This window comes from Pseudomonas sediminis (assembly GCF_002741105.1).
Classification (GTDB): domain Bacteria; phylum Pseudomonadota; class Gammaproteobacteria; order Pseudomonadales; family Pseudomonadaceae; genus Aquipseudomonas; species Aquipseudomonas sediminis.
Genome location: NZ_NIQU01000003.1, coordinates 456,743 through 470,154, shown reverse-complemented (window position 1 = coordinate 470,154; position 13,412 = coordinate 456,743). Strand labels below are relative to the sequence as shown.

Annotated in this window: 10 protein-coding genes; 5 read left to right on the top strand and 5 right to left on the bottom strand. The window is 60.0% G+C overall.

The window, feature by feature from the left end; translation table 11 throughout:
- The first annotated feature begins 9 nt into the window (after positions 1-9).
- The 5 genes from clpP (at position 10) to CDO35_RS10180 (ending at position 7,033) form a co-directional block, all read left to right on the top strand.
- Positions 10-651: an ATP-dependent Clp endopeptidase proteolytic subunit ClpP gene (clpP, locus tag CDO35_RS10200; protein ID WP_099524455.1), complete on the top strand. Its 642-nt coding sequence runs from the start codon at positions 10-12 to the stop codon at positions 649-651.
- A 107-nt stretch (positions 652-758) separates the two neighbouring features.
- Complete coding sequence (gene clpX / locus CDO35_RS10195; protein ID WP_099524454.1) at positions 759-2,039, top strand: ATP-dependent Clp protease ATP-binding subunit ClpX; 1,281 nt, start codon at positions 759-761, stop codon at positions 2,037-2,039.
- 149 nt (positions 2,040-2,188) lie between these two features.
- Positions 2,189-4,585, top strand: a complete 2,397-nt coding sequence (gene lon / locus CDO35_RS10190) for an endopeptidase La (RefSeq protein WP_099524452.1) — start codon at positions 2,189-2,191, stop codon at positions 4,583-4,585.
- A gap of 135 nt (positions 4,586-4,720) precedes the next feature.
- Positions 4,721-4,993, top strand: a complete 273-nt coding sequence (hupB, locus tag CDO35_RS10185; protein ID WP_003239952.1) for a nucleoid-associated protein HU-beta — start codon at positions 4,721-4,723, stop codon at positions 4,991-4,993.
- A gap of 192 nt (positions 4,994-5,185) precedes the next feature.
- Complete coding sequence (locus tag CDO35_RS10180; protein ID WP_099524450.1) at positions 5,186-7,033, top strand: SurA N-terminal domain-containing protein; 1,848 nt, start codon at positions 5,186-5,188, stop codon at positions 7,031-7,033.
- Between the two features lie 54 nt (positions 7,034-7,087).
- On the opposite strand, the gene CDO35_RS10175 is transcribed toward CDO35_RS10180, so the two are convergent.
- From CDO35_RS10175 to CDO35_RS10155, 5 genes are all read right to left on the bottom strand, one after another.
- Positions 7,088-8,635: a phospholipase D family protein gene (locus CDO35_RS10175; RefSeq protein WP_099524449.1), complete on the bottom strand. Its 1,548-nt coding sequence runs from the start codon at positions 8,633-8,635 to the stop codon at positions 7,088-7,090.
- Between the two features lie 231 nt (positions 8,636-8,866).
- The gene (gene fabI / locus CDO35_RS10170) at positions 8,867-9,661 is read right to left on the bottom strand and encodes an enoyl-ACP reductase FabI (RefSeq protein WP_099524447.1); all 795 of its coding nucleotides are present in this window, start codon (positions 9,659-9,661) and stop codon (positions 8,867-8,869) included.
- Positions 9,662-9,689: 28 nt separating this feature from the next.
- Positions 9,690-11,303 carry an ABC transporter ATP-binding protein gene (locus CDO35_RS10165; protein ID WP_099524446.1) on the bottom strand — a complete coding sequence of 538 codons (1,614 nt, stop codon included), beginning with the start codon at positions 11,301-11,303 and terminating at the stop codon, positions 9,690-9,692.
- Position 11,304: 1 nt separating this feature from the next.
- On the bottom strand, positions 11,305-12,324 hold the full coding sequence (locus CDO35_RS10160) for an ABC transporter permease (protein WP_099524444.1): 1,020 nt from the start codon (positions 12,322-12,324) through the stop codon (positions 11,305-11,307).
- Positions 12,325-12,326: 2 nt separating this feature from the next.
- On the bottom strand, positions 12,327-13,412 hold the full coding sequence (locus CDO35_RS10155) for a microcin C ABC transporter permease YejB (protein WP_003461414.1): 1,086 nt from the start codon (positions 13,410-13,412) through the stop codon (positions 12,327-12,329).

Sequence of the window (13,412 nt, the reverse complement as noted above, 5' to 3'; positions counted from 1 at the left end):
GCGCAAGACATGTCCCGCAATCCTTTTATGCAAAACATGCCTGAAATCAAGGCCGCTGGCGGCCTGGTGCCGATGGTCATCGAGCAGTCCGCTCGTGGCGAGCGTGCCTACGACATCTATTCGCGTCTGCTCAAGGAGCGCGTGATTTTTCTGGTTGGTCAGGTCGAGGACTACATGGCCAACCTGATCTGTGCCCAGCTGCTGTTTCTGGAAGCAGAGAATCCGGACAAGGACATTCACCTGTACATCAACTCGCCGGGTGGCTCGGTGACTGCAGGTATGGCGATCTATGACACCATGCAGTTCATCAAGGCGGACGTGTCCACCACCTGCATCGGTCAGGCCTGCAGCATGGGTGCATTCCTGCTGGCTGGCGGCGCCAAGGGCAAGCGTTTCTGCCTGCCGAACTCGCGCGTGATGATTCACCAGCCGCTGGGTGGCTTCCAGGGGCAGGCCTCGGACATCGAGATCCATGCCAAGGAAATTCTCTTTATCCGTGAGCGCTTGAACGAGCTGCTGGCGCATCACACTGGTCAGAGTCTGGAAATCATCGAGCGTGATACCAACCGCGACAACTTCATGAGCGCTTCGCGTGCCATGGAATACGGTCTTGTAGATGCCGTACACGAAAAGCGTCAAATGCCGGTCTAGATAAGGCTCCGTCTGCGGGCACCCTTCAATGACGCGACCTGCGCCCTTGAAAATGCCCGCATTTGCCTTCATCTTGTGTTTCAAGCCTACCGTATTGGATTGATCGAATGACTGATACCCGTAACGGTGAGGACAACGGCAAACTGCTTTACTGCTCCTTCTGCGGCAAAAGCCAGCATGAAGTGCGCAAGTTGATCGCCGGTCCTTCCGTCTTCATCTGCGACGAATGCGTCGACCTGTGCAATGACATCATCCGTGAGGAGGTGCAGGAAGCACAGGCCGAGAGCAGCGCGCACAAACTCCCGGCACCCAAGGAAATCAGCGGCATCCTCGATCAGTATGTGATTGGTCAGGAGCGCGCCAAGAAAGTGCTGTCGGTAGCGGTATACAACCACTACAAGCGTCTTAATCAGCGCGACAAGAAAGATGATGTCGAGCTGGGCAAGAGCAACATTCTGCTGATCGGTCCGACCGGTTCCGGCAAGACGCTGCTGGCGGAAACGCTGGCGCGTCTGCTCAATGTGCCGTTCACCATCGCTGACGCCACCACCCTGACCGAAGCCGGTTATGTCGGTGAGGACGTCGAGAACATCATTCAGAAGCTGCTGCAGAAGTGCGATTACGATGTCGAAAAGGCCCAGATGGGCATCGTCTACATCGACGAAATCGACAAGATCTCGCGCAAGTCCGATAACCCGTCGATCACCCGCGACGTGTCGGGTGAGGGCGTGCAGCAGGCGCTGCTGAAACTGATCGAGGGCACTGTTGCCTCGGTTCCGCCGCAAGGCGGGCGCAAGCATCCGCAGCAGGAATTCCTGCAGGTCGACACGCGCAACATCCTGTTCATCTGCGGCGGTGCATTCGCCGGTCTGGAGAAGGTCATCCAGGCGCGCTCCACCAAGGGCGGCATCGGTTTCGGTGCGGAAGTGCGCAGCAAGCAGGAAGGCAAGAAGATCGGCGAGTCGCTGCGCGAAGTCGAGCCGGACGATCTGGTCAAGTTCGGCCTGATTCCCGAGTTCGTCGGTCGCCTGCCGGTGATCGCGACCCTGGAGGAGCTGGATGAAGCTGCTCTGGTACAGATCCTCACCGAGCCGAAGAACGCGCTGACCAAGCAGTACGCCAAGCTGTTCGAGATGGAAGGCGTGGACCTGGAGTTCCGCTCCGATGCGCTGAAATCCGTGGCGCAGAAGGCGCTGGAGCGCAAGACCGGTGCACGTGGTCTGCGTTCTATCCTCGAGGGCATTCTGCTCGATACCATGTACGAGATCCCGTCCCAGCAGGACGTGAGCAAGGTGGTGATCGACGAGAGCGTCATCGAAGGCACCTCCAAGCCGCTGTTGATCTACGAGAACAGCGAGCCGCCGGCGAAGGCCGCGCCAGACGCCTGACGGCTGTCACACGATGCAAAGAAGGGGCCCCTCGGGCCCCTTCGCTTTTCTGGACATTGCGCTTGTTTTTTATGGGAGCTACCCCCATCTTAAAAGCCAAGGGTAATCCCGCCTGTTTACGGCCTTATGGCCGCCGCTGAGCCGAAATCATGAAGACAACCATCGAATTGCCTCTCCTGCCATTGCGCGATGTAGTGGTCTATCCGCACATGGTCATCCCGCTTTTCGTCGGGCGTGAGAAATCCATCGAGGCCCTCGAGGCAGCGATGACGGGCGACAAGCAGATTCTTCTGGTGGCCCAGAAGAATCCGGCCGTCGATGATCCGGATGATCAGGATCTGTATCGCGTAGGCACCGTTGCCACCGTCCTGCAACTGCTCAAGTTGCCCGACGGCACCGTCAAGGTGTTAGTCGAGGGTGAGCAGCGTGGTTCCATCGAGCGGTTCATCGAGCTCGATGATCATTGCCGCGCCGAAGTGCAACTGATCGAGGAGGGCGAGACCGCCGAGCGCGAGTCCGAGGTTTTTACTCGCAGTCTGCTCAGTCAGTTCGAGCAATACGTGCAGCTGGGCAAGAAGGTCCCGGCCGAAGTGCTGTCCTCGCTCAACAGCATCGATGAGCCCAGCCGCCTGGTCGATACCATGGCCGCGCACATGGCGCTGAAGATCGAGCAGAAGCAGGAAATCCTCGAGATCACCTCGCTGTCCGCACGCGTCGAGCATGTGCTGGCGCTGCTGGATGCCGAGATCGACCTGCTGCAGGTCGAGAAGCGCATCCGTGGCCGCGTGAAGAAGCAGATGGAGCGCAGCCAGCGCGAGTACTACCTGAATGAGCAGATGAAGGCCATTCAGAAGGAACTGGGCGACATCGATGAAGGCCACAACGAGATCGATGAGCTGAAGAAACGCATCGACAATGCCGGCCTGACCAAGGAAGCGCTGGCCAAGGCCAATGCCGAGTTGAACAAGCTCAAGCAGATGTCGCCGATGTCTGCCGAAGCCACTGTGGTGCGTTCCTACATCGACTGGTTGGTAAACGTGCCGTGGAAGGCCGAGAGCAAGGTACGTCTCGACCTGGCGCGTGCAGAGAGCATCCTAGATGCCGACCATTACGGTCTGGAAGAGGTCAAGGAACGCATCCTTGAGTATCTCGCCGTGCAGAAGCGGGTGAAGAAGCTCAAGGGTCCGGTACTGTGTCTGGTTGGCCCGCCCGGCGTGGGCAAGACCTCATTGGCCGAGTCCATCGCCACTGCCACCAACCGCAAGTTCGTGCGCATGGCCTTGGGCGGCGTACGTGACGAGGCCGAGATTCGTGGCCACCGTCGCACCTATATCGGCTCGATGCCGGGGCGTCTGATTCAGAAGATGACCAAGGTCGGCGTGCGCAACCCGCTGTTCCTGCTCGATGAAATCGACAAGATGGGCCAGGACATGCGCGGCGATCCTGCCTCTGCGCTGCTGGAGGTGCTCGATCCGGAGCAGAACCACAATTTCAACGATCATTATCTGGAGGTCGATTACGACCTGTCGGACGTGATGTTCCTCTGCACCGCCAACTCGATGAATATCCCTGGGCCGTTGCTGGACCGGATGGAAGTCATTCGGCTGCCGGGTTACACCGAGGACGAGAAGGTCAACATTGCCATCAAATACCTGGCGCCCAAGCAGATACAGGCCAATGGTCTGAAGAAGGGCGAGCTGGAAATTGAAGAATCGGCGATTCGCGACATCATTCGTTACTACACGCGTGAAGCTGGTGTGCGCAGTCTGGAACGGCAGATTGCCAAGGTCTGCCGCAAAGTTGTCAAAGAACATGTGCGCGAGAAGCGTTTTCAGGTCACGGTCAGTGCTGACTCCCTGGAGCACTTCCTGGGGGTACGCAAGCATCGTTACGGCCTCGCCGAACAGCAGGATCAGATTGGCCAGGTAACGGGTCTGGCGTGGACGCAGGTGGGCGGCGAGCTGCTCACCATCGAGACGGCGGTAGTGCCTGGTAAGGGCGTTTTGATCAAGACCGGCTCGTTGGGCGATGTCATGGCAGAGTCCATGACGGCGGCCATGACGGTGGTTCGCAGTCGTGCGAAAAGCCTGGGGATCGCAGCTGATTTCAACGAGAAGCGCGACGTTCACATCCATATGCCGGAAGGTGCGACACCCAAGGATGGCCCGAGTGCGGGCATTGGTCTGTGCACGGCGCTGGTCTCGGCACTGACGCAGATTCCGGTGCGGGCGGACGTGGCCATGACCGGAGAAATCACCTTGCGTGGTCAGGTGTTGGCCATCGGTGGTCTCAAGGAAAAACTTCTGGCAGCTCATCGGGGTGGGATCAAGACGGTGATCATTCCCGAAGAAAATGTGCGTGATCTGAAGGAAATCCCGGAAAATATTAAGCAAGACCTGCAGATTAAACCGGTTAAATGGATTGACGAGGTCCTGCAAATTGCGCTGCAATACGCCCCGGAGCCCTTGCCCGATGCGGCTCCCGAGATGGTTGCAACGGATGACAAGCGCGAGTCTGATTCCAAGGAGCGAATCAGCACGCATTAGCCGGGGGGCTTCCTTGACACAATTTTTGAGCCCTTGTTATAAAGCGGCTCTTATTGTGTCAGCAGGCCATCCAGCACCCGCTTTGCTTACACTAAAAATCAAGAAACAAACTAAACAGAAATAAGGGGACTTAGAGTGAACAAGTCGGAACTGATCGATGCCATCGCTGCATCTGCTGATATCCCGAAAGCTGTTGCTGGCCGCGCGCTGGATGCAGTGATTGAATCCGTCACTGGCGCTCTGAAGGCTGGTGACTCCGTTGTGCTGGTTGGCTTCGGCACCTTCGCTGTCAAAGAGCGCGCTGCTCGCACTGGTCGCAACCCGCAGACCGGCAAGCCGATCAGCATCGCTGCTGCCAAGATCCCAGGCTTCAAAGCTGGCAAGGCTCTGAAAGACGCCGTCAACTAAGCGTCTTCCGGGTTTGCCTCGCCGTCAGGATTCATCTGGCGGCTGTTAGGGGGCAGCGCAGGTAGTCCCATACTCTTGCTCTGACTGCTTAACGCGTTACGAGAAGGCGCATCCAAGGATGCGCCTTTCTTCTATCTGGACATTACCCACACTGCGCGGCTGGTGACTCTGTACAGTCGTTCTGGGGGAAGCATGCTGCAAAACATCAGGGACAATTCACGCGGTTGGATTGCCAAAATCATCATCGGCCTCATTGTGATGCTGATGGCGTTTACCGGTTTCGAAGCCATCGTCACGGGAGCCAGCAATCGCAACAATGCGGCTGACGTGAACGGAGACACCATTACCCTCAGCGAGCTCAACCAGGCCGTTGAAATGCAGCGTCGCCAACTGCTGCAGCAATTGGGTCGCGATTTCGATGCCTCGCTGCTCGATGACAAATTGCTGCGTGAGGCTTCGCTCAAGGGTTTGATCGAGCGCAAGCTGCTGTTGCAAGCAGCGGACGATTCCCACTTCGCCTTCTCGCAGGGGGCGCTGGATCAGGTCATTCTGCAAACTCCCGAATTTCAGGTAGATGGCCGCTTCGATGCTGCGCGCTTCGATCAGGTCATTCGCCAGATGGGCTACACCCGTCTGCAGTTCCGTCAGATGCTGGAAGAGGAAATGCTGATTGGGCAACTGCGTGCCGGTCTCGGCGCCAGTAGCTTCGTCACTGAGCAGGAGGCGCGTGCGTTCGCCAATCTTGAGCGCCAGACCCGCGACTTCGCCAGCCTCGCCATCAAAGCCGACAGTGCTGCGATCAAACTGAGCGATGACGACGTCAACGCCTATTACGACGAGCATGCCAGCGAGTTCATGAGCCCCGAGCAAGTGGTGCTGGAGTACGTCGAACTGCACAAGGACAGCTTCTTCGATCAGGTCGAAGTCAGCGATGAAGATCTGCAGCCGCTGTACGAGAGCGAGATCGCCAACCTGGCTGAGCAGCGTCAGGCTGCGCACATCCTTATCGAGGGCGATGACCAGGCAGCGCGCACCAAGATCGAAGAGATCAAGGCGCGTGTAGACGCTGGCGAAGATTTCGCTGCCCTGGCCAAGGAGTTCTCGCAAGATCCAGGATCGGCTGCCGATGGCGGTGATCTGGGGTACGCCGGTCCTGGCGTTTACGACCCTGCCTTCGAAGAGGCGCTCTATGCACTGCAGCAAGGGCAGGTCTCCGAGCCGGTCAAGAGCGAGTTCGGCTGGCATCTGATCAAGCTGCTGGGTGTTCAGGCGCCTGAAGTGCCGAGCTTCGACAGCCTCAAGGACAAGCTGGCGCGAGACTTCAAGGCGCAACAGGTCGAGCAGCGCTTCGTCGAGGCGACCAAGCAGCTGGAAGATGCCGCGTTCGAAGCGTCGGATCTGGTACAGCCGGCTCAGGAGCTGGGGCTCGAGGTCAAGACCAGCGAAGCCTTCGGCCGTGAGGGTGGTGCAACTGGCATCACTGCCAACCGTCAGGTACTGCAGGCTGCATTCAGCCCTGAAGTTCTGGAAGATGGCACCAACAGCTCGACCATCGAGCTGGACCCGAGCACCGTGGTTGTCGTGCGCGTCAAAGAGCACAACAAGCCCGAACAGTTGCCGCTTGAGCAGGTCGCAGAGAGCATTCGCACTCATCTGCAGCAGGAGCGTGCCGCCGCTGCCGCCAAGGCTGAGGGCGAGAAGCAACTGGCCGCTGCCGAGGCAGGTGAAGCTGCCGATGCTGGCTGGCAGGTTCAGGAAGCCGCCACGCGCAGCCAGGACGGCGTTGAGCCGAAGGTGCTGCAAGCTCTGTTCCGTATGCCCAAGCCAGCCAAGGCGGGCGAGCCGACCTTCGCCGGCGTGACACTGAACAATGGCGACTATGTTGTGCTGCGTCTCGATGGCGTGAATGTGCCGGAAGAGGCGCTGGCTGACGAAGAGCTTGCCATGTACCGCAACTTCCTCGCATCGCGTGCAGGTCAGCAGGACTTCGCCGCACTGCGTAAGCAGCTGGAAGCCAAGGCCGACATCGAGCGTTTCTGATCGTTGTTTGCTAAGACGGAGCCCCGCCAAGTGCGGGGCTCTTTCATTTTGAGGTCATAACAACCATTCGATGGGCAGCCAGGAAAGCAGGCGTACGCCCAGGTTTTTCAGCAGCCCCGTACCGGGCTCGCTGTCGAGTCGACGTTGCTCGCCATTCTGGCGCTCAAGCCAGTAGAGTCCGCCGTTCTCGCTTAGCCCCAGCTCATAAGCATTTGCCGGAATATCGGTTTCGAATGCCTGGCCAATGGCGGCAGCCAGTGCCGGGCTTTCGATGATGAAGCCCATCTCCGTGTTGAGGCGGGCGGAGCGTGGATCGAAGTTGAACGAGCCGATGAAGATGCGCTGGCCATCCAGAGCGAAGGTCTTCGCGTGCAGGCTCGAGCCGGAGCTGCCAAACGGCCCGGCTTTTTCCCGGGGGGCCTCATCGTCGGCACCCAGGCGCATTTCATAGAGTTTGACGCCACCTTCCAGCAGGGTGCGACGGCGCTTGGCGTAGCCGGCGTGCACGGGCGTCACGTCGGTTGCTTCCAGCGCATTGGTGAGAATACGCACCTCTATGCCGCGTCGTACCATGCCGGTGAAGAGGTCGACGCCGGCTTGCGTGGGGACGAAGTAGGGTGAGACGAGATCGACCCGAGATGTGGGAGTGTCGAGCATGTCTTTCAGGTCGCTGATCAATAGTTCGCTATCACTGGCTGTGCCAAGGCCTTTGGCGGGGTCGTCACTGACCAGCGTGGTCTCGCTCCATTCAAAGTTCAGATCCTTGTCCAGCAGGCGTGCAATGAAGTCGCTTTCCTGCAGGGCTTTCACGTAGCCGCTGGCTGCAGGTGTATTGGAAAGATCCGCAGCGATATCGTGTAGGCGCAATGGGGCGTTCTGGCTGCGCGGCACGATCAGCTCCAGCGGATAGCTCGAATCACTGGCCCAGTAACGATCAAAATCGTCCGAGGTATCGGCCACCACTGGGCCGATTGCCAGCACGTCGAGATCGGCGAAAAGTACGCCCTCACTGGCATCGAAGTACTCGTCGCCAATATTGCGCCCGCCAATGATGGTGGCCTGGTTGTCGACGGTAAGAGACTTGTTGTGCATGCGCCGGTTGGCGCGGGAGAAATGCGTCAGATAACCCAGCATCTTGGCTTTGCGCAGGGAGAAGGGGTTGAACAGACGTACTTCGATGTTGGGGTGCTGATCGAGTGTGCTGAGTGTCTGGTCGAGGCCGGCAATGCCGTTGTCGTCCAGCAGCAGGCGGACGCGCACGCCGCGCTCTGCCGCTCTGAGCAGGGCGTCAAGTAACAGGGTGCCGGTGACGTCGTTACGCCAGATGTAGTACTGCACGTCGAGACTGCGTTCGGCCGCTTCGACCATCAGCATACGCGCGGCGAAGGCGTCCCTGGCCGCTGCCAGCGTAAGGATGCCGGACAAGCCGGGATGAGCGTCTCGCTCGCTACCCAGAGCTTGCCCCAGTGTGGTGTCGGCCGTTTCGGCCTGGGTGAAGGCCAGGCTTTCACTGCGTCCATCCAGTGGCGGTAATGCGCAGCCAGCCGCGACGCTGCATAGCGCGGTAATCAGGCAGGCTCGCCAGGTGTTTGTCTGGATCATTTACCTTTCTCGGTTCCAGGCCTCCCATCTAGGACCGCGTCAGTGTTGATGCGTGCCGGGCTTTAATGAAATGTGACATCAGAACGCGGCTCGGCGTACTCAGCCTCTGCAAGGTTTGCTGGCGTCCTGACGAAAAAACGCCGCAGTCCCAAGGGGATCTGCGGCGTTTTCGTGCCGTTCAGCAGGGGGCATCGATGCTGGAGTTCCAGTCGATGCCCGGTCGACTGCCGATCAGTCTTCCATGGCGCCCATGGCGGTGGTGTTGAAGCCGCCGTCGACGTACATGATTTCACCGCTGACGCCCGAGGCCAGGTCGGAGCAGAGGAAGGCACCGGCGTTACCGACTTCCTCGATGGTCACGTTGCGACGCAGCGGGGTCTGCTTCTCGTTGGCGGCCAGCATCTTGCGGAAGCTGGCGATACCGCTGGCGGCCAGGGTACGGATCGGGCCGGCAGAGATGGCGTTGACGCGGGTGCCTTCCGGGCCGAGGCTACCGGCCAGGTAGCGTACACCGGCTTCCAGGCTGGCCTTGGCCATGCCCATGACGTTGTAGTTGGGCATGGTGCGCTCGGCGCCCAGGTAGGAGAGGGTGAGCAGGCTGCCGTTGCGGCCTTTCATCATCTCGCGACCGGCCTTGGCCAGGGCGACGAAGCTGTAGGCGCTGATGTCGTGGGCGATCTTGAAACCTTCACGGGTGGTGACGTCGGTGAAGTCGCCATTGAGTTGGTCGCCCGGGGCGAAGCCAACCGAGTGGACGATGCAGTCCAGGCCATCCCACTTCTTGCTCAGCGCTTCGAATACCGAGGCGATTTCCTCGTCGTTGGCCACATCGCAAGGGAAGCACAGGTCAGCGCTGGAGCCCCAGCCGGCAGCGAAGTCCTCTACGCGGCCCTTGAGCTTCTCGTTCTGGTAGGTGAAGGCCAGCTCGGCACCTTCGCGGTGCATGGCAGCAGCGATACCCGAGGCGATGGACAGTTTGCTGGCGACGCCAACGATGAGTACGCGCTTACCGGTTAGAAAACCCATTGTGCTATTCCTCTTCCTGTTTCAAGGATCAGTGAGCCGTTGCCGGGGCCAGAAAAGCGGCTTCCAGCAACTGCTGCGTATAAGGGTGTTGCGGTGCACTGAAGATCGACTCTGCAGACCCTTGTTCGACCACCTGGCCCTGCTTGACCACCATCAACTGGTGGCTCAGCGCTCTGACTACCGCCAGGTCATGGCTGATAAACAGATAGGTCAGGTTGTACTTGGCCTGCAAGCCGCGCAACAACTCCACCACCTGACGCTGCACCGTACGGTCGAGCGCCGAAGTGGGCTCGTCCAGCAGGATCAGCGCCGGTTTCAACACCAGTGCCCGGGCAATGGCAATCCGCTGCCGTTGCCCGCCAGAAAACTCATGGGGGTAGCGATGCCGCGTCTGCGGGTCCAGCCCTACCTCCAAAAGCGCGTCGATGATGGCTTGTTCCTGTTCCGCCTCGTTGCCCATACCGTGAATGCGCAGACCTTCACCGACGATCTGGCTCACCGACATGCGTGGACTCAGGCTGCCGAAGGGATCCTGAAACACCACTTGCATCTGCCGGCGCAGCGGACGTACTTCCTGCTGGCTGAGGCCCTGCAACTGCTGGCCCTGGAAGCGGATATCACCGCGACTGGCGAGCAGCCGCAGAATGGCCATGCCCAGCGTGGATTTACCGGAACCACTTTCGCCGACAATGCCCAGGGTCTGGCCCTGAGGCAGGCTGAAGTTGATGCCGTCCACCGCTTTGACATGATCCACCGTCCGGCGCAGCAGGCCCTTCTTGATCGGGAACCATACGCGCAGGTCGTCCACTTCCAGCAGCGGCTGGCCTGCAGGGTTGGCTGCAGGATCGCCGCTGGGCTCGGCACCGAGCAGTTCCTGGGTGTAGGGATGCTGCGGAGCCTGGAACAATTCTTCACACGACGCCTGTTCGACGATGCGACCGCGCTGCATGACACATACGCGATGGGCAATTCTGCGAACCAGGTTGAGATCATGGCTGATCAGCAGCAGTGACATGCCCAGGCGCGCCTGCAAATCCTTGAGCAGTTCGAGGATTTTCAGCTGCACGGTGACGTCCAGCGCGGTGGTCGGTTCGTCGGCGATCAGCAGTTGCGGCTCGTTAGCCAGGGCCATGGCAATCATCACGCGCTGCCGCTGGCCACCGGATAGCTCGTGCGGGTAAGCCTTCAGACGCTTCTTCGGTTCGGGGATGCCGACCAACTCGAGCAGTTCCAGCGTGCGTGCACTGGCGGCCTTACCGCGCAGGCCCTTGTGCAGCGCAAGCACTTCGTTGATCTGCTTCTCGATGCAATGCAACGGGTTGAGCGAGGTCATGGGCTCCTGGAAAACCATGGCGATGCGGTTGCCGCGAATGCCGCGCAAGCGGCCTTCGCCAAGCTTGAGCAGGTCCTCGCCAGCGTATTCGATGCTGCCATGCGGATGGCGTGCGAGCGGGTAGGGCAGTAGACGCAGGATCGAGTGTGCCGTCACTGATTTGCCCGAGCCGCTCTCGCCAACCAGGGCCAGGGTTTCGCCCTTGTGAATATCGAAACTGACGTTCTCGACCACGCGCTGGCATTGATCACCCATGACGAACTCGACGGCCAGATCGCGCACTTGCAGCAGGGTTTCGTTCTGGCTCATGTCATTTCCTCGGGTCGAAGGCATCGCGGGCGGCTTCGCCGATGAAGACCAGCAGGCTCAGCATGATCGCCAGCACGGCGAAGGCACTGATGCCGAGCCACGGGGCCTGCAGGTTGCTCTTGCCCTGGGCGACCAGCTCGCCGAGCGACGGTGCACCGGGCGGCAGGCCGAAGCCCAGGAAGTCCAGGGCGGTAAGCGTGCCGATCGCACCGGTGAGAATGAACGGCATGAAGGTCATGGTCGAAACCATCGCATTGGGCAGGATGTGGCGGAACATGATGGCGCCGTTCTCCATGCCCAGTGCCCGCGCCGCGCGCACGTACTCGAGGTTGCGGCCACGCAGGAATTCGGCGCGCACCACGTCTACCAGGCTCATCCAGGAGAACAGCAGCATGATGCCCAGCAGCCACCAGAAGTTCGGCTGCACGAAGCTGGCGAGGATGATCAGCAGATAGAGCACCGGCAGGCCCGACCAGATTTCCAGAAAGCGTTGGCCAAGCAGGTCGACCCAGCCGCCATAGAAGCCCTGCAGCGCACCGGCGATCACGCCGATCACCGAGCTGGCCAAGGTCAGGATCAGGGCGAACAGTACCGAGATGCGGAAGCCGTAAATCACCCGCGCCAGCACGTCACGGCCCTGATCGTCGGTGCCCAGCCAGTTCTGTGCCGAGGGTGGTGCGGGGGCTGGTACTTCCAGCTCGTAGTTGATGCTCGAATAGCTGAAGGGGATCGGCGGCCAGATCATCTTGCCGTCCTTTTCCGCGATCAGGTCCTGAATGTACGGGCTCTTGTAATTGGCCTGCAGCGGGAATTCGCCGCCGAACACGGTTTCCGGGTAACGCTTGAGTACCGGGAAATACCACTCCCCGTCGTAGCGCACGGCCAGTGGCTTGTCGTTGGCGATCAGTTCGGCACCGAGGCTCAGGCCAAACAGGATGAGGAACAGCCACAGCGACCACCAGCCGCGCTTGTGCGCCTTGAAACGGTCGAAGCGGCGCTGATTGAGAGGGGATAGTTTCATGCTCAACCCTCCCGACTTTCGAAGTCGATGCGTGGATCGACCAGGGTGTAGGTGATGTCACCGATCAATTTCACGATCAGCCCCAGCAAGGTGAAGATGAACAGGGTCCCGAACACCACCGGATAGTCGCGGTTGATCGCCGCCTCGAAGCTCATCAGGCCCAGGCCGTCGAGCGAGAAGATCACCTCGATCAGCAGGGAGCCGGTGAAGAAGATGCCGATGAAAGCGGCGGGGAAGCCGGCGATGATCAGCAGCATGGCGTTACGGAACACGTGCCCGTAGAGCACGCGGTGGTTGGTCAGGCCCTTGGCGCGGGCGGTCACCACGTACTGTTTGTTGATCTCGTCGAGGAAGCTGTTCTTGGTCAGTAAGGTCAGGGTGGCGAAGTTGCCGATGACCAGGGCTGTGACCGGCAGTACCAGGTGCCAGAGGTAATCGAGAATCTTGCCGCCGAGGCTGAGCTGCTCGAAGTTGTTCGAGGTCAGGCCGCGTAGCGGGAACCAGTCCCAGTAGCTGCCGCCGGCGAACAGCACGATCAGCAGGATGGCGAAGAGGAACGCCGGGATGGCGTAGCCGACGATGATCGCTGAACTGGTCCAGACGTCGAAGGCGCTGCCGTGGCGGGTGGCCTTGGCGATGCCCAGCGGGATGGAGACCAGATACATGATCAGGGTGCTCCAGAGACCGAGTGAAATCGACACCGGCATCTTCTCGATGATCAGATCGATGACCTGGGCGTCGCGGAAGAAGCTGGAGCCGAAGTCCAGCTGCGCGTAGTTCTTGAGCATGATCCAGAAACGTTCCGGTGCCGACTTGTCGAAACCGTACATTTTCTCGATCTCGGCGATCAGCTGTGGGTCGAGGCCCTGGGCGCCGCGGTAGTTGGAGCCGGCCACCGACACTTCGGCGCCACCGCCGCCGATACGTCCCGTGGCGCCGCCGGCAGCCGCATCGAAACCTTCCAGCTTGGCGATCATCTGCTCGACCGGGCCGCCGGGGGCGGCCTGGATGATGATGAAGTTGATGACCAGAATGCCGAACAGGGTAGGGATGATCAGCAGCAGGCGGCGAAAGATATAGGCCAGCAT

Coding starts and splice junctions, on each gene's coding strand:
- clpP (WP_099524455.1), top strand. CDS start 10: ATGTCCCGCAATCCTTTTATGCAAAACATGCCTGAAATCAAGGCCGCT.
- clpX (WP_099524454.1), top strand. CDS start 759: ATGACTGATACCCGTAACGGTGAGGACAACGGCAAACTGCTTTACTGC.
- lon (WP_099524452.1), top strand. CDS start 2,189: ATGAAGACAACCATCGAATTGCCTCTCCTGCCATTGCGCGATGTAGTG.
- CDO35_RS10180 (WP_099524450.1), top strand. CDS start 5,186: ATGCTGCAAAACATCAGGGACAATTCACGCGGTTGGATTGCCAAAATC.
- CDO35_RS10175 (WP_099524449.1), bottom strand. CDS start 8,635: ATGATCCAGACAAACACCTGGCGAGCCTGCCTGATTACCGCGCTATGC.
- fabI (WP_099524447.1), bottom strand. CDS start 9,661: ATGGGTTTTCTAACCGGTAAGCGCGTACTCATCGTTGGCGTCGCCAGC.
- CDO35_RS10165 (WP_099524446.1), bottom strand. CDS start 11,303: ATGAGCCAGAACGAAACCCTGCTGCAAGTGCGCGATCTGGCCGTCGAG.
- CDO35_RS10160 (WP_099524444.1), bottom strand. CDS start 12,324: ATGAAACTATCCCCTCTCAATCAGCGCCGCTTCGACCGTTTCAAGGCG.
- CDO35_RS10155 (WP_003461414.1), bottom strand. CDS start 13,412: ATGCTGGCCTATATCTTTCGCCGCCTGCTGCTGATCATCCCTACCCTG.